Annotated in this window: 24 protein-coding genes, 1 tRNA gene and 2 pseudogenes; 19 read left to right on the top strand and 8 right to left on the bottom strand. The window is 67.9% G+C overall.

Going from position 1 to position 25,286, the window contains the following annotated elements; translation table 11 throughout:
- The 4 genes from B551_RS03625 to B551_RS03610 all read left to right on the top strand — a co-directional run.
- Positions 1 to 229, top strand: a 229-nt coding sequence (locus tag B551_RS03625) for a glycerophosphodiester phosphodiesterase family protein (protein WP_043437174.1), incomplete at its 5' end; no start/stop codon positions are given.
- Positions 230 to 446: 217 nt separating this feature from the next.
- Positions 447 to 1,028: a Holliday junction branch migration protein RuvA gene (gene ruvA / locus B551_RS03620; RefSeq protein ID WP_006577234.1), complete on the top strand. Its 582-nt coding sequence runs from the start codon at positions 447 to 449 to the stop codon at positions 1,026 to 1,028.
- Positions 1,029 to 1,172: 144 nt separating this feature from the next.
- A complete protein-coding gene (ruvB, locus tag B551_RS03615) occupies positions 1,173 to 2,246 on the top strand; it encodes a Holliday junction branch migration DNA helicase RuvB (RefSeq protein WP_006577233.1) in 1,074 nt (357 codons plus the stop codon).
- A 29-nt stretch (positions 2,247 to 2,275) separates the two neighbouring features.
- Entirely contained in the window at positions 2,276 to 2,857 is a 582-nt protein-coding gene (locus B551_RS03610) for a hypothetical protein (protein ID WP_006577232.1), read from the top strand.
- A gap of 204 nt (positions 2,858 to 3,061) precedes the next feature.
- Here B551_RS03610 and cobA read toward each other — a convergent pair whose 3' ends face one another.
- The 7 genes from cobA to B551_RS03575 all read right to left on the bottom strand — a co-directional run bounded on the left by cobA (position 3,062) and on the right by B551_RS03575 (position 10,201).
- Positions 3,062 to 3,826, bottom strand: coding sequence for a uroporphyrinogen-III C-methyltransferase (cobA, locus tag B551_RS03605; RefSeq protein ID WP_006577231.1), 765 nt, complete (start codon positions 3,824 to 3,826; stop codon positions 3,062 to 3,064).
- 48 nt (positions 3,827 to 3,874) lie between these two features.
- On the bottom strand, positions 3,875 to 5,191 hold the full coding sequence (locus B551_RS03600; protein ID WP_006577230.1) for a sulfate adenylyltransferase subunit 1: 1,317 nt from the start codon (positions 5,189 to 5,191) through the stop codon (positions 3,875 to 3,877).
- A gap of 48 nt (positions 5,192 to 5,239) precedes the next feature.
- Positions 5,240 to 6,226 (bottom strand): sulfate adenylyltransferase subunit CysD, encoded by a 987-nt coding sequence (gene cysD / locus B551_RS03595; RefSeq protein ID WP_006577229.1) that lies wholly within the window; start codon positions 6,224 to 6,226, stop codon positions 5,240 to 5,242.
- Positions 6,227 to 6,234: 8 nt separating this feature from the next.
- Positions 6,235 to 7,056, bottom strand: coding sequence for a phosphoadenylyl-sulfate reductase (locus B551_RS03590; RefSeq protein WP_006577228.1), 822 nt, complete (start codon positions 7,054 to 7,056; stop codon positions 6,235 to 6,237).
- Complete coding sequence (locus B551_RS03585) at positions 7,053 to 7,631, bottom strand: DUF934 domain-containing protein (RefSeq protein WP_023263495.1); 579 nt, start codon at positions 7,629 to 7,631, stop codon at positions 7,053 to 7,055. The genes B551_RS03590 and B551_RS03585 overlap by 4 nt, the downstream gene beginning before the upstream one ends.
- 41 nt (positions 7,632 to 7,672) lie before the next feature.
- Positions 7,673 to 9,352, bottom strand: coding sequence for a nitrite/sulfite reductase (locus B551_RS03580; RefSeq protein WP_006577804.1), 1,680 nt, complete (start codon positions 9,350 to 9,352; stop codon positions 7,673 to 7,675).
- A gap of 75 nt (positions 9,353 to 9,427) precedes the next feature.
- A complete protein-coding gene (locus tag B551_RS03575; protein WP_006577803.1) occupies positions 9,428 to 10,201 on the bottom strand; it encodes a sulfite exporter TauE/SafE family protein in 774 nt (257 codons plus the stop codon).
- Positions 10,202 to 10,358: 157 nt separating this feature from the next.
- Here B551_RS03575 and B551_RS03570 point away from each other — a divergent pair, with 157 nt between their 5' ends.
- From B551_RS03570 to denD, 14 genes and pseudogenes are all read left to right on the top strand, one after another.
- The gene (locus B551_RS03570; RefSeq protein WP_006577802.1) at positions 10,359 to 11,300 is read left to right on the top strand and encodes a CysB family HTH-type transcriptional regulator; all 942 of its coding nucleotides are present in this window, start codon (positions 10,359 to 10,361) and stop codon (positions 11,298 to 11,300) included.
- Positions 11,297 to 12,502 carry a class I SAM-dependent methyltransferase gene (locus tag B551_RS03565; protein ID WP_023263494.1) on the top strand — a complete coding sequence of 402 codons (1,206 nt, stop codon included), beginning with the start codon at positions 11,297 to 11,299 and terminating at the stop codon, positions 12,500 to 12,502. Before B551_RS03570 ends, B551_RS03565 begins: the two co-directional genes overlap by 4 nt.
- Positions 12,503 to 12,563: 61 nt before the next feature.
- On the top strand, positions 12,564 to 13,754 hold the full coding sequence (locus tag B551_RS03560; RefSeq protein ID WP_006576450.1) for an ABC transporter substrate-binding protein: 1,191 nt from the start codon (positions 12,564 to 12,566) through the stop codon (positions 13,752 to 13,754).
- 51 nt (positions 13,755 to 13,805) lie between these two features.
- Positions 13,806 to 14,699, top strand: a pseudogene (locus tag B551_RS03555) (NAD(P)-dependent oxidoreductase); the annotation flags it as partial.
- Positions 14,700 to 14,721: 22 nt separating this feature from the next.
- Entirely contained in the window at positions 14,722 to 15,096 is a 375-nt protein-coding gene (locus B551_RS03550; protein WP_006576448.1) for an HNH endonuclease, read from the top strand.
- 123 nt (positions 15,097 to 15,219) lie between these two features.
- Positions 15,220 to 15,304, top strand: a tRNA-Leu gene (locus B551_RS03545).
- Positions 15,305 to 15,593: 289 nt separating this feature from the next.
- The gene (locus B551_RS03540) at positions 15,594 to 16,688 is read left to right on the top strand and encodes a cation diffusion facilitator family transporter (protein WP_006576447.1); all 1,095 of its coding nucleotides are present in this window, start codon (positions 15,594 to 15,596) and stop codon (positions 16,686 to 16,688) included.
- A 180-nt stretch (positions 16,689 to 16,868) separates the two neighbouring features.
- The gene (locus B551_RS03535; RefSeq protein ID WP_006576446.1) at positions 16,869 to 17,573 is read left to right on the top strand and encodes a FadR/GntR family transcriptional regulator; all 705 of its coding nucleotides are present in this window, start codon (positions 16,869 to 16,871) and stop codon (positions 17,571 to 17,573) included.
- A 33-nt stretch (positions 17,574 to 17,606) separates the two neighbouring features.
- Positions 17,607 to 18,503 (top strand): annotated as a pseudogene (gene ltnD, locus B551_RS03530) (L-threonate dehydrogenase); the annotation flags it as partial.
- Between the two features lie 55 nt (positions 18,504 to 18,558).
- A complete protein-coding gene (gene otnK, locus B551_RS03525) occupies positions 18,559 to 19,878 on the top strand; it encodes a 3-oxo-tetronate kinase (protein WP_006576444.1) in 1,320 nt (439 codons plus the stop codon).
- The gene (locus B551_RS03520; protein ID WP_006576443.1) at positions 19,875 to 20,513 is read left to right on the top strand and encodes an aldolase; all 639 of its coding nucleotides are present in this window, start codon (positions 19,875 to 19,877) and stop codon (positions 20,511 to 20,513) included. Before otnK ends, B551_RS03520 begins: the two co-directional genes overlap by 4 nt.
- 93 nt (positions 20,514 to 20,606) lie before the next feature.
- Positions 20,607 to 21,929, top strand: coding sequence for an MFS transporter (locus B551_RS03515; protein ID WP_006576442.1), 1,323 nt, complete (start codon positions 20,607 to 20,609; stop codon positions 21,927 to 21,929).
- A 54-nt stretch (positions 21,930 to 21,983) separates the two neighbouring features.
- Positions 21,984 to 22,766 carry a 2-oxo-tetronate isomerase gene (gene otnI, locus B551_RS03510; protein ID WP_006576441.1) on the top strand — a complete coding sequence of 261 codons (783 nt, stop codon included), beginning with the start codon at positions 21,984 to 21,986 and terminating at the stop codon, positions 22,764 to 22,766.
- A 70-nt stretch (positions 22,767 to 22,836) separates the two neighbouring features.
- Complete coding sequence (gene denD, locus B551_RS03505; RefSeq protein WP_006576440.1) at positions 22,837 to 23,808, top strand: D-erythronate dehydrogenase; 972 nt, start codon at positions 22,837 to 22,839, stop codon at positions 23,806 to 23,808.
- 23 nt (positions 23,809 to 23,831) lie between these two features.
- On the opposite strand, the gene B551_RS03500 is transcribed toward denD, so the two are convergent.
- The gene (locus tag B551_RS03500; RefSeq protein ID WP_006576439.1) at positions 23,832 to 24,632 is read right to left on the bottom strand and encodes an APH(3'') family aminoglycoside O-phosphotransferase; all 801 of its coding nucleotides are present in this window, start codon (positions 24,630 to 24,632) and stop codon (positions 23,832 to 23,834) included.
- 36 nt (positions 24,633 to 24,668) lie between these two features.
- Between B551_RS03500 and B551_RS03495 the strand changes: the two genes are divergently transcribed.
- Positions 24,669 to 25,277, top strand: coding sequence for a GNAT family N-acetyltransferase (locus tag B551_RS03495; RefSeq protein WP_006576438.1), 609 nt, complete (start codon positions 24,669 to 24,671; stop codon positions 25,275 to 25,277).
- Positions 25,278 to 25,286 lie beyond the last annotated feature (9 nt).

The following is a 25,286-nucleotide window of genomic DNA, read 5'->3' as shown; positions in this document are numbered from 1 at the left end:
CGCGCATGCGGCCGGCCTGGTCGTGCACCCCTACACGGTGCGGCCGGAGAACGCCTTCCTGCCCAAGAGCCTGCGCGGCCCGGGCGGCGACGCCGCGCGCCATCCGGCCGGCATGATCCGCGAGGTCCGGGCCCTGGTCGATGCCGGCGTGGACGGCTTCTTCACCGACGATCCCGCGCTCGGACGCCGCGCGGTGGACAGCGCTCCGGGGCCGGCGCGGCCGGAATGAGCGGTGTGCATTCTCCCCGTCGTCCCCGCGAAAGCGGGGATCCAGTGGCTTGCCTTGCCACGAGACAACGCCGCTGGCCCCCCGCTTTCGCGGGGGCGACGAGATCGTTCCTGACGCTCCCTGGAAGCACCGAAGCGCTGCGCTACACTGGCGCCCTTCGTGACTGACCCATGCTCGGGCGCCCCGCTTGCGCCCTCGCCCACTTTCGCAAGCCACCATGATCGGACGCATCGCCGGCACCCTCATCGAGAAGAATCCCCCGCATCTGCTGGTCGACTGCCACGGCGTCGGCTATGAGGTCGACGTGCCGATGAGCACCTTCTACAACCTGCCCGCGGTCGGCCAGCCTGTCACGCTGCTGACGCAGCTGATCGTCCGCGAGGACGCGCATCTGCTGTACGGCTTCGGCAGCGCGGAGGAGCGCAATACCTTCCGCGAGCTGATCAAGATCAGCGGCATCGGCGCGCGCATGGCGCTGGCGGTGCTGTCGGGCATGTCGGTGGCCGAACTGGCGCAGGCCATCACGCTGCAGGAGGCGGGCCGGCTGACCCGCATTCCGGGCATCGGCAAGAAGACCGCCGAACGGCTGCTGCTCGAACTGAAGGGCAAGCTCGGCGCCGAACTGGGCCATGTCGGCGGCGCGGCGGCCTCGCACGACAGCGCCGCCGATATCCTGAACGCGCTGTTGGCGCTGGGCTATTCCGACAAGGAGGCCGCCGCGGCGACCAGGCAGGTGCCGGCCGGCACCGGCGTCTCCGAAGGGATCAAGCTCGCGCTGAAGGCGTTGTCGAAGGGCTGAGGCCGCGAGGAGCACGGGCACGTGCGTGCAGGCCGGTGTACGGGCCTGCGTACGAGCCGGTAAGCGGCTCGTGCTCGCTGAGACGGCGGACGGCGCCGACGGTGCCGTGGGCTACAATCGAGCCAGTTTTCCCGCCTCCGCGCCATGATCCAGACCGACAAGTTCGCCCCGAGCCGCCCTGCCGACAGCGGCGACCGCCTGATTGCCGCCACGCCCGCGTCCAGCAGCGAGGAGGCCTTCGAGCGCGCGCTGCGGCCCAAGCTGCTCGACGACTATGTCGGCCAGCAGAAGGTGCGCGACCAGCTCGACATCTTCATGCACGCGGCCCGCAATCGCCGCGAAGCGCTCGACCACGTGCTGCTGTTCGGCCCGCCGGGCCTGGGCAAGACCACGCTGGCCCATATCATCGCGCGCGAGATGGGCGTCAATCTGCGCCAGACCTCGGGGCCGGTGCTCGAGCGGCCCGGCGATCTTGCGGCGCTGCTGACCAACCTCGAAGCCAACGACGTGCTGTTCATCGACGAGATCCACCGGCTGTCGCCGGTCGTCGAGGAAATCCTGTATCCGGCGCTCGAGGACTACCAGATCGACATCATGATCGGCGAAGGCCCGGCCGCGCGCTCGGTCAAGCTCGATCTGCAGCCGTTCACGCTGGTCGGCGCCACCACGCGCGCCGGCATGCTGACCAATCCGCTGCGCGACCGCTTCGGCATCGTCGCGCGGCTCGAGTTCTATACCGCCGACGAGCTGGCCCGCATCGTCACGCGCTCGGCCCAGCTGCTGCACGCGCGCATCGATCCGACCGGCGCGCTCGAGATCGCGCGCCGCTCGCGCGGCACGCCGCGTATCGCCAACCGCCTGCTGCGGCGCGTGCGCGACTATGCCGAGGTCAAGGGCGACGGCACCATTACGCGCGAGATGGCCGATGCCGCGCTGGCGATGCTGGACGTCGACCGCGTCGGCTTCGACCTGATGGACCGCAAGCTGCTCGAGGCCATCCTGCACAAGTTCAGCGGCGGGCCGGTCGGCGTCGACAACCTTGCCGCGGCGATCGGCGAGGAGCGCGACACCATCGAGGACGTGCTCGAACCGTTTCTGATCCAGCAGGGCTATCTGCAACGCACGCCGCGCGGACGCGTGGCGACCCCCGCCGCCTACCGGCACTTCGGGCTGGCGGCGCCCGGCGGCGCGCAGGGCAGCATCCTGCCGGACGAGTGATCACGCGATAAACCATTGTGGAGGCGCCGATGCGAAACGATCGAGACAGCACGATACGACGCGGGGCGCGCGCGCTGGCGCTGGCCGGCGCGATGGCCTGGGTGTTGGCGGCCGGCTCCGTCGGCGGCGCGAACGCGCAGACGGCGCCCGCCACCACCGCGGCGGAGGTCGTCCGCATCGATGCCACGAACGCGGTGCTGGTGCGAGGGCCGCAGGGTCAGTTGACCGAATTGATGACCGGCGACGAGGCACGCCATTTCGGTACGGTCAATGCGGGCGACCGTCTGACGGTCACGCGCGGCCCCGCGCGCATCACGAAGCTGGAGCCGCTGCCGAGCCGCAATGTCGCGACCGCGGAATCGGTCGACCGGCTGTCGCGCCGTCTGGACGACGGCCGGCCCGGCGTGGTGCGGGAGATCACGACCACGGCCACCGCCGAAATCGTCGCGGTCGACCCGATCGGCCGCACGGTGACGTTCCGCGGCCCGCGCAACGCGGAACACGCGGCACGCGCGGACGACATCTCGATCGACGTGGCCGGGCTGCGGCCAGGCCAGATGGCCCGGATCGTTTATCGGGAGACGGTGGAGATTACGAGGGAAGGACGGTAGAACGTCGACCGCCGTCGCGTTGCTCCCCTCTCCCGCCCAGCGGGAGAGGGGTTGGGGGAGAGGGAAAGGGCGGTGGCTATCGCGATGCGCTTTCGCCAGAGCGAAGGCCGTTTGCCCTCTCCCCCGCCCCTCTCCCGCTCGCGGGAGAGGGGAGAAAACCAGCGCGGGGCGCGATACGCTGCGCTGCTAATCGCCGCCGGCGAGTCAAGCCGCCCGAGGGTGGCGCTCCGATTCCTGCAGATCGCCGTCGGCCACACCACTCGCCCGCCCACCCAACGCCTCGCCAATCATCAGCAAGCTCGGATGCTGCGGATCGATCCACGCCGCGGCTTCTCCAGCGGCCATCTGCCGCAGCGTGAACTGGCGGCTGCGCTGGTGCGGGGTCGAGGCGGCCTCGACGACCCAGGCGGGCGTCGAGGCGGGCTTGCCATGCGCGATCAGCTGCGCGGCGATGGCCGCGGCCTGGTCGCGGCCCATGTAGTAGACCAGCGTATCGGCCTTGACGTCGGCCTCCACGTCGATGGTGTCGGGCGCCTTCGCCTGCGTGGCAAACGCGACGCTGCGCGACACGCCGCGCCTGGTCAGCGGACGCGCGATCGCCGAGGCGGCGGCCAGCGCGGCGGTGATGCCCGGCACGATCTCGTAATCGATGCCCGCCTCTTCCAGCGCCTGCAATTCCTCGTCGGCACGGCCGAACAGCATCGGATCGCCGCCCTTCAGGCGCACCACGCGCTCGTGCTTGCGCGCCAGGTCGACGATCTGCCGGTTGATGAACAGCTGCGCGGTCGAGCGCTTGCCGCAGCGCTTGCCCACCTCCACCAGCCTGGCCTGCGGGCACCAGGCCAGCATCTCGGGCGACACCAGCGCATCGTGCAGCACCACGTCGGCTTCGCCCAATAGTCGTGCACCACGCACCGTAATGAGGTCCGCCGCGCCGGGACCGGCGCCAATCAGGTAGACCTTGCCCATGTTGCTGCTCCTCGTGATTCCTGGATCGAGTGCGATCTCGATTCGGTCTTAGGAATATGCACGGATCATGCCCGCGGCAACCGTGTGATTGGTCGCCTCGTCGATCAGCACGAACGCGCCGGTGGCGGGGTTGTCGCTGTAGACGTCGCAGACCACCGGCTTCTGCAGCGTGATCTGCACCGAGCCGATGTCGTTCAGGCGGATGTCGTGACGGCCGGTCTCGTGCGACAGCGTATGCACGTCGAGCACGCGGTCCACCGCCGACACGCGCGCGAACACGCTGGCGGTGGTGTGCTTCAGCACGTATTTGCGCGCGGTATTCAGCGCCGCATCGTCGAACCAGCACAGGTCGGCCTGCAACTTCTTCGCCGGCAGCGCCTGCTGGCTTTCCGCGGCCGCTGCAGCGACGAACATGTCACCGCGCGATACATCGACGTCTTCGGCCAGCCGGATCGTGATGGTCTCGCCGGCGCTCGCCTCTTCGGCGGCACCGTTCGGCGTCAGCACCTCGGCGACCACCGCCTCGCGGTTGGCCGGCAGCACGCGTACGGTCTGGCCCACGCGCACCGTGCCGGCCTCGACGCGGCCGGCATAGCCGCGGAAATCGTCCGACTGCGCACCATCCTGGCGGATCACCAGCTGCACCGGGAAACGCAGCGCGGCCTCGCCGTGCGGCGCGACCTCCTCGACCGGCAGCGCCTCGAGCAGGGGCAGCAGCGGCTCGCCTTGATACCAGGGCATCGCCTCGCTGGCGTGCACGATGTTGTCGCCGCGCAGCGCGGACACCGGCACGTAACGCACGTCCTTCAAGCCCAGCTGGCTGGCCAGTTCGGCATAGGCGGTGCGGATCTCGTTGAAGCGCTGTTCGCTGTAGTCGACCAGGTCCATCTTGTTGACCGCGACGATCACGTGCTGCAGCTCGAGCAGCTTGACGATCGCGGTATGGCGCTTGGTCTGCGCCAGCAGCTGCGCGCGGCCATCGGCCACGGTCACGCGGGTGGCATCGATCAGCACGATCGCGGCGTGCGCGGTCGATGCGCCGGTGACCATGTTGCGCGTGTACTGCTCATGGCCCGGCGTATCGGCGATGATGAACTTGCGGCGTGCGGTCGAAAAATAGCGGTAGGCCACGTCGATCGTGATGCCCTGCTCGCGCTCGGCCTCGAGGCCGTCGGTCAGCAGCGAGAAGTCGATCTGCTCGCCGGCGGTGCGCTTGTTCTTGGCGTTGGCCAGCGCGGTCAGCTGGTCCGACAGCACCGCCTTGCTGTCATACAGCAGGCGGCCGATCAGCGTGCTCTTGCCGTCGTCGACCGAACCGGCGGTGATGAATCGCAGTAGGCCCTGATGGGTGGCTTGGGTAGTCATGATGCAAATCCTGTGTCGGTGCGTCGCGCGTTGCGCAGAAATCCAGCCTCAGAAGTAGCCTTCCTTCTTGCGGCGCTCCATCGACGCCTCGCTGGTCTGGTCGTCCATGCGCGTGGCGCCGCGTTCGGTGATCTCGGTGACCGCGGTCTCGGCGATGATCTCGACCGGCGTCGCCGCGGTGCTCGCCACCGGGCAGGTGCAGCTGATGTCGCCGACCGTGCGGAAACGCACCGACAGTACCTCGCTGACGTCGCCGTCCTGCTTCGGCGTGATCGGCGTCACCGGCACCAGCAGGCCGTTGCGGCGGACCACCTCGCGCTGGTGCGCGTAGTAGATCGGCGGCAGCGCCAGGTTCTCGCGCGCGATGTATTGCCACACGTCCAGTTCGGTCCAGTTCGAGATCGGGAACACGCGCATCTGCTCGCCCGGCGCCATGCGGGCGTTGTACAGGCTCCACAGCTCGGGCCGCTGCGCCTTCGGATCCCATTGGCCGAACTCGTCGCGGAACGAGAAGATCCGTTCCTTGGCGCGCGCCTTTTCCTCGTCACGGCGGGCGCCGCCCATCAGCGCGTCGAACTGGTGCTGCTCGATCGTTTCCAGCAGCGTGACCGCCTGGGCCGCGTTGCGCGAATCGGTTTCCTTGCGCAGCCGCACGGTGCCGCGCTTGATCGAATCCTCGACGTGGCCGACCACCAGCCGCGCGCCGATCTCGGCCACACGCTGGTCGCGGAAGGCGATCACCTCGGGATAGTTGTGGCCCGTGTCGATATGCACCAGCGGGAACGGCAGCTCGATCTTGCGATTGCCGAGCCGGAACGCCTTCAGCGCCAGATGCAGCATCACGATCGAGTCCTTGCCGCCGGAAAACAGCAGCGCCGGATTGCGGCACTCGGCGGCGACCTCGCGGATGATGTAGATCGACTCGGCCTCGAGCCGGTCCAGGTGGTCGTTCTGCACCTCGATCAGGTGCGCGATGTCGGGGTTGCCGTCGCGCGTGGCCGCGGCGCCGGCCTGGAGTTCGTTCATGATGCCCATCTGTGGCCTCAATGCTTGATGTTCTGTTCGTGCAGGCCGCACTCTTTCGAGTCGCGGCTTTCCCACCACCAGCGGCCGGCGCGCACGTCCTCGCCGGCGCGCACGGCACGCGTACACGGTTCGCAGCCGATGCTCGGATATCCCTTGGCATGCAGCGCGTTGACCGGCACCGCATGCCGCTTCAGATAGGCCCACACCTCGGCCTCGGTCCAGTCCGCCAGCGGATTGAACTTCGGAATGCCGCGCGCCTCGTCGATTTCCTCGAACGGCAGGTCGGCACGCGTGACGGCCTGCTCGCGGCGCTGGCCCGTCAGCCACGCGTCCGCATGCGACAGCGCGCGGTTCAGCGGCTCGACCTTGCGGATGCCGCAGCATTCCTTGCGCAGCTCGACGCTGTCGTAGAAGGCGTTCAGGCCGTGCTTGCGCACATAGTTCTCGACCGCCTCGGCGTCCGGCGTGAAGCGCTCGATCTCGTAGCCGTAGTGCGCCTTGACCTCGTCGAGCATCGCGAGCGTCTCGGCGTGCAGGCGGCCGGTCGCCAGCGTGAACACGCGGATGCCGGCGCGCAGCGCGGCCGAGCCGCGCAGGATCGCGTCGGTGATCACCATGTCCTCGGCGGCCAGGCTCGAGGCAAAGCGGGCGCGGTAGAAGCGGCTCGCGATCGCTTCGAGCCGTTCGGCCAGCGCGGCCTCCTTGGCCTCGAGCGCGGCGACGGTGCCGCTGTATTCCGGCGCCGTCCACAGCGACGGGCGCAGCGGCGATGCGGCCGGAATTTCCGACGCAATCTCCGACGCGGTCGCCGGCAGTTCGACGATCGGGATCACGCTCATGCCGATTCCCGCTGTTCGGCGCGCGCCCGGCGGAACAGGGGCAGCGGCTCGTCCACCGAGGCCTGGTAGGTCACGGTGAATTCGCTGAAGCCCTTGAGCGCGTCTTCGATGTTCTTGTCAGCACGCACGGCGAACGCGTCGAAGCCGCAGCGCTTCATGAAGTTCAGCTGGTCGCGCAGTACGTCGCCGATCGCGCGCAGCTGGCCCTTCCAGCCATAGCGGGTGCGCAGCAGATACGCGGTGGAAAAACCGCGGCCGTCGCGGAACACCGGGAAGTCGACCGCCAGCAGCGACACGCGCGCCAGTTCGCCGGCGACATCGCCCGGCTCGTCGTCCGGCGCCAGCCAGATGCCGGTGCTGGCCGCGGCGCGGCCGGCCAGCAGGCCGTCCTTGTGCGCCAGCCAGACCGGCAGCGGAAACAGCACCGCGTCCTGGCTCGATGCGCCCGCCGCGATCTGCTCGTCGGTCGGGGCCTGGCCCTCGGCACCGCGCAGCACGGTCCACGCGTCATCGACGATCGCCGGCACGGCGGCCTGGCCGCCGTCGGCGCGTTGCAGTTGGATGATCTTTGCCATATTCGTTCTCGATGCGTTTGCGTTCGTCGTTGCCGTCGGGCTCAAGCTTCGGCGCGTTCGCGTTGCTTGTTCGCGTAGACGCGCTCCTTGAACGGCGCGACCCCGATGCGGGCGAAGGTGTCGATGAAGCGTTCGTCCTCGATGCGATGCTCGACGAAGGTCTCGATGATGCGGCTGACCACGTCCGGCATTTCCTCGGCCTTGAACGAGGGGCCGATCACCTTGCCCAGCGCGGTCTGGTTGCCCTGCGCGCCGCCGAGCGTGACCTGGTACCACTCCTCGCCGTCCTTGTCGACGCCGAGCACGCCGATGTTGCCGACGTGGTGGTGGCCGCAGGCGTTGATGCAGCCCGAGATGTTCAACGAGACCTCGCCGAGGTCGTGCACGAAGTCCAGGTCCTCGAAGCGCTGCTGGATCGCCTGCGCGATCGGAATCGACTTGGCATTGGCCAGCGAGCAGAAATCCCCGCCGGGGCACGCGATGATGTCGGTCAGCAAGCCGATGTTCGGCGTGGCCAGCCCATTGGCCTTGGCCAGCTGCCACAGTTCGTACAGGTCGCGCTTGCGCACGTCCGGCAGCACCAGGTTCTGCTCGTGCGCGACGCGCAGCTCGCCATAGCCGTAGCGGTCGGCCCAGTCGGCGACCAGCTCCATCTGCTCGGCTGTCACGTCGCCCGGGGGCGCGGCCACGCCGGGCTTGGTCGACAGCGTCACCGCGGCATAGCCGGGCACCTTGTGGCCGTGCACGCTGCGGCGGACCCAGCGGGCGAAGGCCTTGTCCTCGAGCAGATGCTTCTCGAAGCTGGTGTCGGTGTCCGGCAGCTTGTCATAGGCCGGCGGCGCGAAATGCTGCGCGACGCGGTCGAACTCGGCCTGCGTCAGCGTGCCGGGGCCGTCCTTGCTGTGCTGCCATTCGGCCTCGACTTCCTCGGCGAACTTCTCGGCGCCGAGCGACTTGACCAGGATCTTGATGCGGGCCTTGTACTTGTTGTCGCGGCGGCCATAGCGGTTGTAGACGCGGATCGCCGACTCGATATAGGTCAGCATGTGCTGCCACGGCAGATCGTGCTTGATGATCGTGCCGAGGATCGGGGTACGCCCCAGGCCGCCGCCGGCCAGGATGTTCAGGCGCAGTTCGCCGTCCGCGTTGCGGTACGCGTAGACGCCGATGTCGTGCATCTGCACCACGGCGCGGTCGTCCTTCGACGCCGAGATCGCGATCTTGAACTTGCGCGGCAGGAAGGCGAATTCCGGCTGGAACGTGCTCCACTGGCGCAGCAGCTCGGCCAGCGGACGCGGGTCCACCGCCTCGTCCGGCGCGACGCCGGCGAAGTGGTCGGTGGTGATGTTGCGCACGCAGTTGCCCGAGGTCTGGATCGCATGCATCTGGACCGAGGCCAGGTCGGCCAGCGCATCGGGCACGCGCTCGAGCTCCATCCAGTTGTACTGGATGTTCTGGCGCGTCGAGAAGTGGCCGTAGCCGCGGTCGTAGTGGCGCGCCAGATGCGCCAGCATGCGCAGCTGCTTCGACGCCAGCAGGCCATAGGGAATCGCCACGCGCAGCATGTAGGCGTGGCGCTGCATGTAGAGGCCGTTCTGCAGGCGCAGCGGCAGGAATTCTTCCTCGGTCAGCTCGCCCGACAGGCGGCGGCGCACCTGGTCACGGAACTGGGCGACGCGCTCGGCAACGATGCGCTGGTCGTATTCATCGTACTGATACATGGTGTGGGTCCGTTCAGTATGCGTTCGTGTTCGTTGGTGTTTCGTTCGTACGGGCGCCGGGCAAGGACACCGGCGCTAGGAAACCAGCTTGATCGCCACCAGCGTCAGCGTGGTGGCCAGCGCGCCGCGCACCAGCCGCTCCGGCAGCGCGCGCGACAGCTGCGCGCCCAGCCAGATGCCGGGGATCGAGCCCACCAGCAGCGCCATCAGCAGGTTCCAGTCGACGGTGCCGAGCCACACGTGGCCCAGCCCGGCCAGCGCGGTCAACGGCACCGCGTAGGCGATATCGGTGCCGGCCACCTCGGCCGGCTTCATGCGCGGATACAGCAGCAGGATCAGCGTCGCGCCGACCGCGCCGGCGCCGATCGACGACACCGTGACCAGCACGCCGATCACGACGCCGACGATCACGGTGGCCACCGCCTGGGCGCGGCCTTCCAGTTGAAAACGGGGATTGCGGGCCAGCCATTCCAGCAGCTGGCGGCGGAACAGCAGCGACAGCACGGTCAGGATCACCGAGATGCCGATCGACAGACGGATCGCGTGCAGCCAGCCGGCGTCGAGTTCGCCGGCGCTCTTGAGCACGAGGATGGCCGCCAGCGCCGCTGGCAGGCTGCCGAGGCACAGGCGCTTGACCACCTGCCATTGGATATGACCGTGGGCGCGGTGTGCCAGCGTGCCGAAGCCCTTGGTGATCGCCGCGAAGGCCAGATCGGTACCGACCGCGGTGGCCGGCGAGAAGCCGAACAGCAGGGTCAGCAGCGGCGTCATCAGCGAGCCCCCGCCCACGCCGGTCAGACCGACGAGGACGCCTACCAACAGACCGGAAACGGTAAAGGCCAGGGACATGGGGGCGCACCGAAGTGGGTCCCCGCCGGGCCGCACCGGCCGTGTAACGCCGGGCGCACGGGGACTAGCCGTTCATTAACAAAGTTCGCAAATCGTAATAAACTCGCCTCATATCTCAAACTAATAAGAAGTTGTTTGTTTATACGGACGACGATATATGAACCTGCACCAATTCCGCTTCGTGCGCGAGGCCGTCCGTCAGAACTTCAACCTGACCGAAGCCGCTAAAGCGCTCTATACGTCACAACCAGGGGTCTCCAAGGCGATCATCGAGCTCGAAGAAGAGCTGGGTGTCGATATCTTCACCCGTCACGGCAAGCGAATCCGCAGCCTGACCGAACCGGGCCGTCGCATCCTGACCTCGGTCGAGAAGATCCTGCAGGAGGTCGAGAGCCTGAAGCGGGTCGGCAAGGACTACGCCGCCCAGGACCAGGGCAACTTCACGATCGCCACCACGCACACGCAGGCCCGCTACGCGCTGCCGCGGGTCATCGGCGAGTTCACCAAGCGCTACCCGAAGGTGCGGCTGTCGATCCAGCAGGGCAACCCGGCTCAGATCGCCGACATGGTGCTGCACGACCAGGCCGACCTGGGCATCGCCACGGAAGGCATTTCGGGCGACAAGAACCTGGTGTCGCTGCCCGGTTATCAATGGCAGCACACCATCGTGACGCCGCCGGACCACCCGCTGCTGGACAAGCCGCATCTGTCGCTGGAGGACCTGATCGGCTATCCGATCGTCACCTACGACCCGAACTTCGCCGGCCGCCCCAAGATCGACAAGGCGTTCGAGCTGCGCCACCTGCAGCCGGACATCGTGCTGGAGGCGATCGACGCCGACGTGATCAAGACCTATGTGGAGATCGGGCTCGGCATCGGCATCGTCGCCGGCGTGGCCTTCGATCCCGAACGCGACCGCAATCTGCGCGGCATTCCGGCCGGCCACCTGTTCGGCACCAATGTGACGCACCTGGCCGTCAAGCAGGGCGCCTACCTGCGCAGCTTCGTCTATACCTTCATCGAACTGTTTTCGCCGACGCTGAACCGCAAGCTGGTCGAGCAGGCGATGTCGGGCGACCACGAGGCCTACGAACTGTGAGCGCACACCAACCCGAGCAACGGCCGGAGGCCGAGCCCACCATCGAGTGGACCGAGGAAGGCGTGCCGCATCGCGCGCGCTGGCGCTCCGAGGCCGGGATGCCGCCGCCGCGGCGCGTGGTGATCGCCGACGACCGCACCGACGCCGATACCGCCTACCGGCTCGCCTGCGAGGGCACCGCGCTGCTGTGGCGCGGCGACTTCCAGAACGCGCGCCAGCTGCTGCAGGCGATGGCGCGCCGGGTCGAGCGCAAGCCGCGCCGGGCACAGCGCCAGGCCAAGGCCAAGCCCGCGCCCGCCACCCCGGCCGAGGCCTTCCATCTGCATCGCCAGGCCCAGGCGCAGCGCGCCCGCACGCTCGGCATGCTGCTGCTGCCGTTCGAGTCCGATCACACCGTGCCGCTGCGGCGGGCGCCCGATGTGCGCGAGGCCTGCACCGAGGCATACGGCGACGCCGCCGAACCTTATGTCGCATCGATGCGCGAACTGCTCGGCCTGATCGGCGCGCACGAATGGCGCAAGAAGGGCGTGCCGGTGCCGGCGCTGGGCGACCGCATCCATCCCTGGTATGGCGTGTTCTCGCCGGTGCGCGGCGAGTATGTCGACCTGGTCGTCCAGGCGCCGTTGCCCGCAGCGCTGGCGCGCGAATCGCTGGCCTTCGATATCGGCACCGGCACCGGCGTGCTGGCCGCGATGCTGGCCCGGCGCGGCATCGCCCGCGTCGTCGCGACCGACCAGGACCCGCGCGCGCTGGGCTGCGCCGCCGACAATATCGGCCGGCTTGGGCTGACCAGACAGGTCGAGATCGTGCAGGCGGACCTGTTTCCGCCCGGCCGCGCGCCGCTGGTGGTCTGCAATCCGCCGTGGGTGCCGGCACGCGCCAATGCGCCGATCGAGCACGCGATCTACGATCCCGACAGCCGCATGCTGCGCGGCTTTCTGGCCGGCCTGGCCGCGCATCTGAGCGACGACGGCGAAGGCTGGCTGATCCTGTCGGACCTGGCCGAACATCTGGGCCTGCGCACGCGCGAGGCGCTGCTCGGCATGATCGACGCCGCGGGCCTGCAGGTGCTGGGCCGCATCGACATCAAGCCGCGCCATCCCCGTGCCGCCGATGCCGACGATCCGCTGCACGCGGCCCGGGCCGCGGAGACGACCTCGCTGTGGCGGCTCGCGCCCAAGGCCGCCGCCCGGCCAGGTTGACTCCGTACTCAATAGAAGCAGACGCGAGAGAGAAGCCAACAAGCCGAAGGAGGAGACCCCAATGCCACGATCCACCCTGCCCCGCCTGCGACGCTCGCTGCGCATTGCCGCGCTGGCGCTTGCCGCCGCCGGCGCGCTGTGCTCCGGTGCCGCGCGCGCCGACATCCGCGTCGGCATCGACGTGTCGACCACCGGCCCCGCCGCGTCGATCGGCATTCCGTCGAAGAACACGATCCTGATGTGGCCGGCGACGCTCGGCGGCCAGAAGGCCGAGTACATCCTGCTCGACGATGGCTCGGATCCGTCCGCAGCAGTGCGCAACGTCCGCAAGCTGATCTCCGAGGAAAAGGTCGACGTGATCGTCGGCCCGAACATCACGCCCACCGCGCTGGCCGCGCTCGACGCGGTATCGGAAGGCGAGACCCCGATGGTTGCGCTGGCCGCCTCGGCCGCGATCGTCGAGCCGCAGACCGACCCCAAGCGCCGCTGGGCCTTCAAGATGCCGCAGAACGACTCGCAGATGGCGACCGTGCTGACCGAGCACATGAGCAACCACGGCGTGCGGTCGGTCGGCTTCATCGGCTTCAACGACGCCTACGGCGAGAGCTGGTGGCGAGAGTTCTCCAAGCTGGCCGAAGTCCGCAAGATCCGCGTGGTCGCCAGCGAGCGCTTCTCGCGCAACGACACCTCGGTCACCGGCCAGGTGCTCAAGCTGATGGCCGCCAATCCCGACGCGATTCTGATCGCCGGCGCCGGCACGCCGTCGGTGCTGCCGCAGAAGACGCTGGGCGAGCGCGGCTACAAGGGCAAGGTCTATCAGACGCACGGCATCGCCACCGGCGAATTCCTGCGCATGGGCGGCAAGGACGTCGAAGGGACGCTGTTTCCGACCGGCCCGGTGGTGGTCGCTCGCCAGTTGCCCGACACCCATCCGGTCAAGAAGGTCGCGCTCGACTTCGTGACCCGCTACGAGGCCAAGTACGGCGCGGATTCGATCACGCAATTTGCCGGCGATGCCTGGGGCGCGTGGCAACTGCTGGATGACGCCGCACGGCGCGCGCTGAAGACCGGCGCGCAACCGGGCACCAAAGAATTTCGCGCGGCGATGCGCAACGCGCTGGAAACCACCGCCAATCTGACCGTGCCGAACGGCGTGCTGAACCTGAGCCCGCGCGACCACCAGGGCTTCGATCAGCGCTCGCGCGTGATGGGCGTGATCCGCAACGGCAAGTTCAGTTACGCGGGACAATAAGGCCGGCATTGCCGGGCGCGGCACGGGCGAACGCGCACTGCCGCGCAACAACAAGATCAGGAAGGAGCTGTCGACATGACTACCATTGCCTTTATCGGCCTGGGCGCGATGGGCTCGCAGATGGTGCGCCATCTGCTCGCGGCCGGCCATACGGTACGCGCCTCGGTGCGCCGGCCCGAAGCCGCCGACGCGGCGCGCGAACTGGGCGCCGAACCGTTCTTCAGCCCCGCCGAGGCGGCGCGCGGCGCCGAGGTGGTGTTCACCAACGTGACCTCGTCCGAGGATGTCCGCATGGTGCTGCTCGGCGAAGGCGGCGTGATCGAAGGCGCCGCGCCGGGCACGATCTGCATCGACCACAGCACGATCTCGCCGGTGGTCACACGCGAGATCGCCCAGGCGCTGGCCGAACGCGGCATCGAGGCGCTCGACTGCCCGGTGTCGGGCGGCACGGTCGCCGCCGAAGCCGGCACGCTGACCATCATGGTCGGCGGCAAGGCGGACGTGCTCGCGCGCGTGCAGCCGCTGCTCGCGTGCTACGGCAAGACCATCACCCATATCGGCGACAACGGCGCGGGCCAGGTCGCCAAGCTGTGCAACCAGATCGCGCAGGTCGTCAATATCGAAGGGATCGCCGAGGCGATGCGCTTCGCGCAGTCGCAGCAGGTCGACATGCAGCGCGTGCTGCAGGCGATGTCGACCGGCATGGCCGGCAGCCGCATGCTGGACATGATGGGACCGAAGATGGTCGCCCGCGATTTCGCCGCCGGCATCCAGGCGCGCCTGCACGACAAGGACTTCGGCCTGGCCGCCGACGTCGCCCGCGAAGCCGGGCTGGCGCTGCCGGCGATGCAGGCCACCGCCGCGCAGCTGCAGACGCTGATGCGCAACGGCTGGGGCAAGGACGACACCTCGTCGCTGCTGCGGGTGCTGGAGGATCAGGGCTGATTCGGCATGAAAGTGGCCGGGCATGGTCGTCAAACGCCATCTTCGCGTGGGCAAGGCCGGCCGCGGCGATCAGCACGGACCACCGGCCCCGGCCGACACGCCAGCCCTGCTCGAGACCTGCCCGCTATGCGGGCGGCCACTGATCGCGGGCCCCAGCACCGACCTGCACCACCCGGTGCCCCGCTCCCGCGGCGGAACCGAGGTGGTGCCGATGCACCGGGTCTGCCACCAGAAGATCCACTCGGTCTTCACCGAAGCCGAGCTCGCCACCGAATTCCACGATTGGGACAAGCTGCGCGGCCACCCCGCCATGGCCGACTTCATCCGCTGGATCGCCCGCAAGCCGCCGGAGTATTACGACCGCAACCGCTGGACCAACGACAAGCGCCGGCGCTAGACCGCGCCGCCCCGCGGCAGGCCGCCCTCGGTTGTCCCGTCAGGCGATTTGCGGCATAATCCGCTGCTCAGCGCAGTGCCCCCGCCGCTTCTCCGGCAACCCTCCGGCACGATCGCGCACCCCGCCCGGGTGGTGAAACAGGTAGACGCAGGGGACTCAAAATCCCCCGCCGCAAGGCGTGTCGGTTCGAGTCCGACCCCGGGCACCAAATCCCAAGAAGTCCAGAGACGCCGTCAACCCTCGCTTTGCGGGGGTTTTTGCTTCCCATAACATCCCATACGTCCGGTGTCGGACTGTGCATTGGCATGCTGCTATCGGCTCTGCCCGCCGCGCCGGCTTGCGGTTGCGACCAATACATCGGCATGAAGCATTTACCGTTCGATCGACGTCATCGCGGGCGCCATTGAGGTCCGTTCGCTTTTTTCAGGCGCGGATGCGGCCAAGGTACAACTGTTGCTTGACCCGTCGTATTCCTGCTGTCACGACACGAAGACTGCATGTCAGGACGTCATCCGTGGCCCCCTCCTGTCACCGGCGCGGCGCTCAAGGATGCCTCGCCATCTGAACCGGCGCCGCCCTCGCCGGCCAGCGCGTCGCGCAAATCTCCCCTCGCCATCTACGGCGCGATCGCGGCCAACCTCGCCATCGCCGTGACCAAATTCATTGTCGCCAGTGTCACGGGCAGCTCCGCGATGCTCTCTGAAGCGATCCACTCGACCGTCGATACCGGCAACGAGCTACTACTGCTGGTCGGTCTGTCGCGCAGTCGCCGCAAGGCCGATCCGCAGCATCCGTTTGGCTACGGCAAGGAGCTGTACTTCTGGAGCTTGATCGTCGCGGTGCTGATCTTTGGCCTGGGCGGCGGCATTTCGGCTTACGAAGGTGTGCTTCACATGATGGATCCCGAGCCATTGCGCGATCCCCACTGGAATTACATCGTGCTGGCCTGCGCCGCGATATTCGAAGGAATCAGCTTTGCCATTGCGCTGCGCGAGTTCAATCGCGAAAAGGGCGCCACGCCGTTCTGGACGGCGCTGCGCAGCAGCAAGGATCCCACCACCGTCACCGTGCTTGCCGAAGACGCCGCGGCGCTCGCTGGACTGGTGATCGCTGCGGCGGGCATCTATGCGAGCCACCGCTGGAACATGCCGGTGCTGGACGGCGCGGCATCGCTGGTGATTGGCGTGCTGCTTGCCGGCGTCGCTACGGTGCTGGTCCGGGAAAGCCGCAGCTTGCTGGTGGGGGAAAGCGTGAACCGCGAGATGGCCGAAGGTATTCAGCGCCTGGCACACGAAGACCCTTGCATCGATTACGCCGCGCGGCCGCTGACCATGCATTTCGGTCCCGACGATGTACTGGTAGCGCTCGACGTCCAGTTCCGTGCCGGCGCTCGCGGCACCGAGATCGCGCGCTCGGTGGAAAGGGTGGAACGGCAGATTCGTTTGCGCTATCCCTCCGTCAAACGGATCTACATCGAGGCGCGGCTGCTGGCCGCGGCCGCCGAGCCGAGCGGGACAGGGGCAACGACTCCAGAAAAACCTGGTTCGGTATCGTCGACGGCGAGAAGTATCAAATCGCGTGATACCGGCTGATACCAAGCGCCTTGCGCTGCTGCAGGCGGCTTACGCCAGCAAGGCTCGTTGGCAAAGGTGTTCGCTTAGGTGACGCAAAGAATCCTCTAGCGTTGCAAGGGTTGTCCCCAATAACGGTTGCCGCCCTCAAATTTGTATGATGACCTTATTACCTGATAAGGCATCACACCGGCCCAAGCCATGTTCGACAAGGTCTCCGCCCCCGCGATGAGCGACACCGTCGCTCAGCAACTGCTCAAGCAGATCGAGATCGGCAGTTTTGCCGCGACCGGCAAGCTGCCCACCGAGGCCGTGCTGGCGCAGCAGTTCGGCGTTAGCCGTACGGTGATTCGCGAGGCGATTTCGCGGCTCAAGAACGAAGGCGTGGTCGAGCCGCGCCAGGGCAGCGGCGTGTTCGTCAAGGAGCATGGCGCGATCCGGCCGTTGCGGATCGATTACGCCGAGGCGATCGAGCCCAGCTCGATGCCGCATCTGCTGGCGGTGCGCCGCGCCATCGAGGCGGAGGTTGCAGCGGAGGCCGCGCGGCGCTGCACTGACCGGGATATCGCCGAGATCGACGCGGCGCTGGCCAATATCGACGAGGCGGCGGCCGCCGGACGCGATGGCGTGGCCGAGGATGTCGCCTTTCACCGCAAGATCGCCGCGGTGACCGGCAACCCCTACTTCATCAAGACGCTGAATTTCCTGAACCAGTACCTCGAGGCCGGGGTCGCGGTGACCCGCCGCAACGAGGCGACGCGCGACGATTTCTCGCGTCAGGTGCGCGACGAACACGCGGCCATCGTCGACGCGATCCGTGCGCGCGACCCGATGGCGGCACGCAATGCCGCCCTGACCCACCTGTACAACGCCGAGCGCCGGCTGTCGCAAGCCGGCATCTGCTGAGCGGCCGCCGCGGCGGCTCGCGCCAACCAGAGACAGATCATGTCACGACATATTGGAGTCATCGGCCTCGGTGCCATGGGCCTGGGCGTTGCGCGCTCGCTGTTGCGCGCGGGCTTTCGCGTTCACGCCTGCGACGTGCGCGACGAGGTGCTGCGCGCCTTCGCCAACGAAGGCGGCATCGCCTGCGCCACGCCGGCCGAACTGGGTGCGCAGTGCGACGTGGTGGTGACGCTGGTGGTCAATGCCGAGCAGACCGAAGCGGTGCTGTTCGGCGAGCAAGGCGCGGTGGCCCGCATGAAGGCCGGCAGCGTGGTCATTGCCAGCGCGACGGTCGCGCCGGAATTTGCCGTGCAGCTTGGCGTGCGCCTGGAAGCGGCGGGCCTGCTGATGCTCGACGCGCCGGTGTCCGGCGGTGCGGCGCGCGCGGCGTCGGGCGAGATGACGATGATGACGTCGGGGCCGGCGGCCGCCTATGCCGCCTGCGACGACGTGCTCGAGGCCATCGCGGGCAAGGTCTATCGACTTGGCGAGCAGCATGGTGCCGGCTCCAAGGTCAAGATCATCAATCAATTGCTGGCCGGCGTGCATATCGCGGCTGCCGCCGAAGCGATGGCGCTGGGGCTGCGCGAGGGCGTCGATCCGGACGCGCTGTACGACGTGATCACCCATAGCGCCGGCAACTCGTGGATGTTCGAGAACCGGGTGCCCCATATCCTCAAAGGCGATTACACGCCGCTGTCCGCCGTCGACATCTTCGTCAAGGACCTGGGCCTGGTGCTCGATACCGCCCGCCGCAGCAAATTCCCGCTGCCGTTGTCGGCCACCGCGCATCAGATGTTCATGAGCGCGTCCAGCGCCGGCCATGGCGGCGAGGACGATTCCGCGGTGATCAAGACCTTCCCCGGCATCACGCTGCCGCCCTCACGCTGATTCAAAACAGGCTGAGCGCCGTTCGTTGCCGCTGTCCGTTATCCCCCGCCCATTCATGTCCCACTCCAACTCGCCTCGCCCGCTTCTGGGCTGTATCGCCGACGATTTCACCGGCGCCACCGATCTGGCCAATATGCTGGTCAAGAGCGGCATGCGAACCGTGCAGACCATCGGCGTGCCGCCGTCCGCGGCGCCGCTGCAAGCGGACGCCATTGTGGTGGCGCTCAAATCGCGCACCATCCCGGCAACCGAGGCCATTGCGCAATCGCTGGCCGCCCTCGCCTGGCTGCGCGAACAGGGCTGCCACCAATTTTTCTTCAAGTACTGCTCGACCTTCGACTCTACCGATGCCGGCAATATCGGCCCGGTGGCCGAGGCCCTGCTCGATGCGCTGGAACAGCCCGGCTTCTCGATCGCCTGTCCGGCTTTTCCGGAGAACGGCCGTACGGTCTTTCGCGGCCATCTGTTCGTCGGCGACACGCTGCTGAACGAGTCGGGCATGCAGAACCATCCGCTGACGCCGATGCGCGATGCCAATCTGGTGCGCGTGCTGCAACGGCAAACCCGCGACAGGGTCGGCCTGATCCGCTATGACACGATCGCCGCCGGCGCGGCCGCGGTGCGCGAGGCGATCGCGCAGTTGCGCGCCGATGGCGTACGGCTGGCGATTGCCGACGCGCTGTCCGACCAAGATCTGCACGTGCTCGGCGAAGCGTGCGCCGATCTGCCGCTGGTGACCGGCGGCTCGGGCATCGCGCTCGGCCTGCCCGCCAACTTCCGCCGCGCGGGTCTGTTGGCGGAACGCGCCGATGCCGCGCAATTGCCCCGCATCGAAGGCCATGCCGCGGTGCTGGCAGGCAGCGCATCGCAAGCGACGAACCAGCAGGTGGCAGCGTGGCGCGGGAACGGGAACGGGAACGGAGCTGACGCCAGGCCGAGTTTCCGCATCGACCCCCTCGCGGTGGCGCGCGGCGAAGCGGTGGTCGAGCAGGCGCTGGCGTTTGCCCGATCGCATCTGCCCGAGCCGGTACTGATCTATGCCACCGCCACGCCCGACGAAGTGCGCAGCGTGCAGCGAGCGCTCGGCGTGGCGGAGGCCGGCCAACTGGTGGAGGCCACGCTGGCTGCCATCGCGCGCGGTCTGCGCGAGATGGGCGTGCGCAAGTTCGTGGTTGCCGGCGGCGAGACGTCGGGCGCCGTGGTGCAGGCACTCGACGTGAAATCGCTGCAAATCGGCGCGCAGATCGATCCCGGCGTGCCGGCCACCGCCACCATCGACACCGAGCCCTTGGGTCTGGCGCTCAAGTCGGGCAATTTCGGCGCGGTCGATTTCTTCGCCAAGGCGCTGCGCCAGCTGGAAGGAGGCATCCAATGAGCGAGGAAGCCCGCCTGCGCGAGGAGATCTGCACGATCGGCGCGAGCCTGTATGCGCGCGGGCATGCGGTCGGCAGCGCCGGCAATATCAGCGCGCGGCTCGACGACGGCTGGTTGATTACGCCGACCGATGCCTGCCTGGGCCGGCTGGACCCGGCGCGCATCGCCAAGGTCGACGCCAGCGGCCAGCACGTGTCCGGCGACAGGCCCTCGAAGACGCTGGCGCTGCATCGCGGCATCTATGCCAACGACCCGAACGCGCACGGCGTGGTGCATACGCATTCGACCCATCTGGTCGCGCTGACGCTCGCGGGCGTCTGGCGCGACGACGACGTGCTGCCGCCGATCACGCCCTACTACGTGATGAAGGTTGGCCATGTTCCGCTGCTGCGCTATCGCCGCCCGGGCGACCCCGAGGTCGCGGCGCAAGTGGCCGCGCTGGCCGCGCGCGTGCGCGGCGTGCTGCTGGACCGGCTGGGCCCCGTGGTGTGGGGCCCGTCGGTTTCGCAAGCGTCGTGGGTGCTCGAAGAGCTCGAGGAAACCGCACGCCTGTGGTTGATGACCGATCCCAAGCCCGCGCCGCTCGACGCCGCGGCGCTTGAAGAACTACGCCAGACCTTCGGCGCACGCTGGTAGCGGACGCGCCAGCCCGCGGTGTGCACGGGCCTTGATTACGCACACCGGCGCCGGCGCGACAGCCGGCCCGACACAATCCATAGGAGACAACCGATGACAGCCTACGACGCGGCCGCGGCCGCCTACGTCGACGCACCCGACAAAGCCGAACTCGACCTGACCTACCGCAAGGTGTTCTGGCGCATCGTGCCGTTCCTGATGCTGTGCTACGTGGTGGCCTATCTGGACCGCGTCAACGTCGGCTTCGCCAAGCTGCAGATGTCGCAGGACCTGGCCTTCAGCGAGACGGTGTTCGGCCTGGGCGCCGGCATCTTCTTCCTCGGCTACTTCCTGTTCGAACTGCCGAGCAATATGCTGATGCACCGGATCGGCGCGCGCATCTGGATCGCCCGCATCATGATCACCTGGGGCATCCTGTCGGCGATGTTCGCCTTCGTCACGACGCCGACGCAGTTCTATGTGCTGCGCTTCCTGCTGGGCCTGGCGGAGGCCGGTTTCTATCCTGGCGTGATCCTTTACCTCACCTACTGGTTTCCATCGCACCGCCGCGCCAAGATCATCGCGGTGTTCATGTCGGCGATTCCGGTATCGGGCATTTTCGGCAATCCGCTGTCCGGCTGGATCATGGAGAGCTTCCACGGTGGCGCGGGCTTTCACGGCTGGCAATGGATGTTCGTGCTGGAGGCAATCCCGGCGGTGCTGATCGGCATCGCGACGATCCTCTATCTGGACAACAACATCCGCAGCGCCAAATGGCTGACCGAGCGCGAGAAGACGCTGCTCGCCGACGAGATCGCCGCGCAGCCGCAGGAGCAGCAACAGCACGCGCATTCGCTGCGCGCGGTGTTCCGTGACCCGCGCATGTGGTGGATGTCGCTGATCTACTTCGCCTTCGTATCGGGGCAGTACGGTCTGACGTTCTGGATGCCGACCTTCGTCAAATCGACCGGCATCACGGGCACGCTGGAAATCGGGCTGCTGAGCGCGATTCCCTTCGTGGTCGCCATCGTCGCGATGAACCTGTTCGGCCACAGCGCGGACAAGCGCCGCGAGCGGCGCTGGCATCTGATCGTGCCGGCGCTGATGGGCACCGTCGGCTTCACCATCGCCGCCTCCGCCACCGGCAACACCACGCTGTCCATCGTCGCGCTGTCGGTGGCGGCCGCCGGCGTGCTGACCTGCGCCCCGCTGTTCTGGTCGCTGCCGACCGCGTTCCTCGCCGGCAGCGCCGCCGCGGCCGGTATCGCGATCATCAATTCGATCGGCAACCTGGCCGGCTTCGCCAGCCCCTATCTGATCGGCTTCCTGCGCGATGCCACCAACAGCACGGCAGCCGGCATGTATGTGCTGGCCGGCATGCTGGTGCTCGGTGCCGTCGCCGTCTGGCTGACGCCGGCCAGGCTGGTCAACCGCTAATATGGACGCGGCGCGCTAGCGCCGCCTTCCTCCACTCCATCCCGACTTGCTGCCATGCCACGCTTTGCCGCCAATCTTTCGATGATGTACAACGAGCACGCGTTCCTGGACCGTTTTGCCGCGGCCGCGAACGATGGCTTCCGCGCCGTGGAGTATCTGTTTCCTTACGACTTTCCGGCGGCCGAGCTGAAGTCGCGGCTCGATGCCAATGGCCTGCAACAGGCGCTGTTCAATGCGCCGCCGGGCGACTGGGCCGGCGGCGAACGCGGCATCGCGTCGCTGCCCGGACGGGAAGACGAATTCCGGCGCAGCATCGATACGGCGCTCGACTACGCGCGCGTGCTGGGCAACGACAAGCTGCACGTGATGGCGGGCCTTGCGGCGCCGGGCGTGTCGCGCGACCAGCAGCGCGCCATCTATCTGCGCAACCTGGAGTACGCCGCCCGCACCGCGCAGGCCGACGGCATCACGGTGGTGATCGAGCCGATCAACACGCGCGATATCCCGGGTTTCTTCCTGAACCGCCAGGACGATGCGCAAGCGATCTGCCGCGAGATCGGCGCGCCGAACCTCAAGGTGCAGTTCGACTGCTACCACTGCCAGATCGTCGAAGGCGATGTGGCCACCAAGCTCAAGCGCGACATGGCCGGTATCGGGCATATCCAGATCGCCGGGGTGCCAGAGCGGCAGGAGCCGGATATCGGCGAACTGAACTATCCCTACCTGTTCGAGCTGATCGACGCGCTTGGCTACCAGGGCTGGATCGGCTGCGAATATCGCCCCAGGGCAGGTACCACCGAGGGGCTTGGGTGGCTGCGCCCCTGGCTGCAGCGGTAATCATTGCGGGCGGCTGGCACATTCACGGCCGGCTGCCCGCCGATCTCGCGATTCAACAAGGCAACGCATCATGAAAGTACTGATCACCGGCGGCGCCGGATTTCTCGGCCAGCGTCTGGCCAAACAGCTGCTGTCGCGCGGCGAGCTGACCGGTCCCGACGGCAAGGCGGCTCCCATCACGGAACTGGTGCTGGTCGATGTCGTGCCAGGCAACGATCTGGGCGACCAGCGCGTGACCGCGCTGGTCGGCGATATCGCCGATCCCGCGCTGCTCGAACGCGCGATCGACCGCGATACCGCGGTGGTGTTCCATCTGGCCGCCATCGTCAGCGGCCAGGCCGAGGCCGATTTCGACCTGGGCATGCGCATCAACCTCGATGCCTCGCGCGCGCTGCTGGAAGTATGCCGGGCCCGCGGCCATCGCCCGCGCGTGGTGTTCACCAGCTCGGTGGCCGTCTATGGCGGCTTGCTGCCCGAGGTGGTGCGCGACGATACCGCGCTCAATCCGCAATCGTCGTACGGCACGCAGAAGGCGATCGCCGAACTGATGCTGTCCGATTACAGCCGGCGCGGCTTTGTCGACGGCGTCGTGCTGCGGCTGCCGACCATCAGCGTGCGTCCGGGCCGGCCCAATGCCGCCGCATCGTCGTTTGCCAGCGGCATCATCCGCGAACCGCTCAATGGCGAGGAGGCGATCTGCCCGGTGCCGGGCGACACGCGGCTGTGGCTGCTGTCGCCGCGCCGGGCCATCGAGGCGCTGATTGCCGGCAGCGAGCTGCCGGGCGAACGGTTGGGCAATCGGCGCATCGTCAATCTGCCTGGCGTTTCCGTGACCGTGGATGAGATGATCGCCGCGCTGCGGGAAGTGGCCGGCGACGAGGCCGCCAACCGCATTCGCCGCGAGCCCGACGCCCGCGTGCAGCATATCGTCGGCAGCTGGCCGGGCCGCTGGGACACCACGCGCGCCGAGCAGCTGGGGTTGCGCGGCGACGCCAGCTTCGCCGATGTGATCCGGGCCTATATCGAGGACGAGCTGCGCTAGGCAACGCGGACGGCGGGAGCCATTCACCCCCAGGTCAAGGGATCGAGCCGCAGGTAGAAGGCCAATCGTTCGCGATCGGCCGTCAGCCCGAGGGTGTCGAACAGCATGGCGAAGGCCTGTTCCGCCTGCTGCGGTGTCTGCCAGCTTTCCTCGGCATTGGCCACCATCAAGGCGAGGTCGGCATAGCGGTCCGCCCGGCCGAGCCGACCCAGGTCGATGATGCCCGTGCATCGCAGCGTGTGCGGATCGACCATGAAGTTGGGCAGGCAGGGATCGCCGTGACAGACCACCGTAGAGGTGGCCTCTTGCGCAAGGCGGACGGGCAGCTCGCGTTCGACCCGCGCCAGCAGTTCCGGGGCCGGCGTGCGCTTGTCCTCGTCGGGCAGAAAGTCTGGATTGACTGCATCGCGGTTCACCACGTCCACGGCATGCGCGAACATCGCCGACAGGCTGCGTTCGAACGGGCACTGGCCCGACGACAACGCGTGCAGCGCGCCAAGCTCGCGCACCATCGACGGCCATGCCTCGAGCAGATCCGTGCCGGGCAAATCGGCCGCGGGCACGCCTGGCACGGCTGTCATCACCAGGCACACTTCGTTCCCCGCTTCTCGCCAGTCCAGTACCTTCGGGCAGGCAATCCCTTGACCCTCCAGCCAGGCGAGCCGATCGCGCTCGCCAGCGAGCTCTGCCGAGCGGGACTCCGGCACGACCTTGGCGAAGGCCCGGCCGTCATCGCGCCGATAGACAAGATCGCCCGATTCCCCCATGCTGACCGGCATCCAGCGAAGACGGCCGTGATCGGCCAGCGCCGCGGGCAGTGTCATACTTCCCTCCCTTCTTGATGCGAACGGAAACGCCAAATGCATCCGGGTCCGCGCCCCATCCAGCTCGAAACACCCCGTCTGATCGTGCGCCCATGGCAGACTTCCGACAGCGATCCCTTTGCCGCGCTCAATGCCGATGTCCGGGTCATGCGCTATTTTCCGGCCCCGTTTGACCGCGCCGCCAGCGACGCGATGATCGACCGCTGCAGCGCGCATATTGCCGCGCACGGGTTCGGGTTCTGGGCGGTGGAGCGCAAGCAGGATGGCGCGTTCATCGGCATGGTGGGCCTGAACATCCCAGGCGCGCCGTTACCCTTCGCGCCGTGCGTGGAGATCGGCTGGCGCCTTGCGGCTGAATACTGGGGACGGGGCTACGCCAGCGAGGCTGCGCGCGCCGCCCTGCGGGCCGGCTTCGAGGTATTCGGCCTGAACGAAATCGTGTCGTTCACCGCCTTGCTGAACCAGCCCTCGCAGGCGGTGATGGAACGGCTGGGCATGCGGCGCTGCGCGCAGACCTTCGACCACCCGAACGTGCCCGATGGCCATCCGCTGAAAGCGCATTGCGTGTACCGGTTGACGCGGGCCGACTGGACCGCGGTCCGGCAGGATACCCGCGGCGGCGCGGCCGACATCCGGATTCGGTAACGCCTTCGG

This window comes from Cupriavidus sp. HPC(L) (genome assembly GCF_000307735.3).
Lineage (GTDB): Bacteria > Pseudomonadota > Gammaproteobacteria > Burkholderiales > Burkholderiaceae > Cupriavidus.
The sequence above is the reverse complement of the archived record's forward strand: the minus strand, read 5'-3'. Positions and strand labels throughout refer to the sequence as shown.

Coding starts and splice junctions, on each gene's coding strand:
- denD (WP_006576440.1), top strand. CDS start 22,837: ATGAAAGTACTGATCACCGGCGGCGCCGGATTTCTCGGCCAGCGTCTG.
- B551_RS03535 (WP_006576446.1), top strand. CDS start 16,869: ATGTTCGACAAGGTCTCCGCCCCCGCGATGAGCGACACCGTCGCTCAG.
- B551_RS03520 (WP_006576443.1), top strand. CDS start 19,875: ATGAGCGAGGAAGCCCGCCTGCGCGAGGAGATCTGCACGATCGGCGCG.
- cobA (WP_006577231.1), bottom strand. CDS start 3,826: ATGGGCAAGGTCTACCTGATTGGCGCCGGTCCCGGCGCGGCGGACCTC.
- B551_RS03540 (WP_006576447.1), top strand. CDS start 15,594: ATGTCAGGACGTCATCCGTGGCCCCCTCCTGTCACCGGCGCGGCGCTC.
- otnK (WP_006576444.1), top strand. CDS start 18,559: ATGTCCCACTCCAACTCGCCTCGCCCGCTTCTGGGCTGTATCGCCGAC.
- ruvA (WP_006577234.1), top strand. CDS start 447: ATGATCGGACGCATCGCCGGCACCCTCATCGAGAAGAATCCCCCGCAT.
- B551_RS03610 (WP_006577232.1), top strand. CDS start 2,276: ATGCGAAACGATCGAGACAGCACGATACGACGCGGGGCGCGCGCGCTG.
- B551_RS03560 (WP_006576450.1), top strand. CDS start 12,564: ATGCCACGATCCACCCTGCCCCGCCTGCGACGCTCGCTGCGCATTGCC.
- B551_RS03575 (WP_006577803.1), bottom strand. CDS start 10,201: ATGTCCCTGGCCTTTACCGTTTCCGGTCTGTTGGTAGGCGTCCTCGTC.
- B551_RS03550 (WP_006576448.1), top strand. CDS start 14,722: ATGGTCGTCAAACGCCATCTTCGCGTGGGCAAGGCCGGCCGCGGCGAT.
- B551_RS03495 (WP_006576438.1), top strand. CDS start 24,669: ATGCATCCGGGTCCGCGCCCCATCCAGCTCGAAACACCCCGTCTGATC.
- B551_RS03585 (WP_023263495.1), bottom strand. CDS start 7,631: ATGGCAAAGATCATCCAACTGCAACGCGCCGACGGCGGCCAGGCCGCC.
- cysD (WP_006577229.1), bottom strand. CDS start 6,226: ATGGGCATCATGAACGAACTCCAGGCCGGCGCCGCGGCCACGCGCGAC.
- ruvB (WP_006577233.1), top strand. CDS start 1,173: ATGATCCAGACCGACAAGTTCGCCCCGAGCCGCCCTGCCGACAGCGGC.
- B551_RS03590 (WP_006577228.1), bottom strand. CDS start 7,056: ATGAGCGTGATCCCGATCGTCGAACTGCCGGCGACCGCGTCGGAGATT.
- B551_RS03580 (WP_006577804.1), bottom strand. CDS start 9,352: ATGTATCAGTACGATGAATACGACCAGCGCATCGTTGCCGAGCGCGTC.
- B551_RS03500 (WP_006576439.1), bottom strand. CDS start 24,632: ATGACACTGCCCGCGGCGCTGGCCGATCACGGCCGTCTTCGCTGGATG.
- B551_RS03570 (WP_006577802.1), top strand. CDS start 10,359: ATGAACCTGCACCAATTCCGCTTCGTGCGCGAGGCCGTCCGTCAGAAC.
- B551_RS03515 (WP_006576442.1), top strand. CDS start 20,607: ATGACAGCCTACGACGCGGCCGCGGCCGCCTACGTCGACGCACCCGAC.
- B551_RS03600 (WP_006577230.1), bottom strand. CDS start 5,191: ATGACTACCCAAGCCACCCATCAGGGCCTACTGCGATTCATCACCGCC.
- otnI (WP_006576441.1), top strand. CDS start 21,984: ATGCCACGCTTTGCCGCCAATCTTTCGATGATGTACAACGAGCACGCG.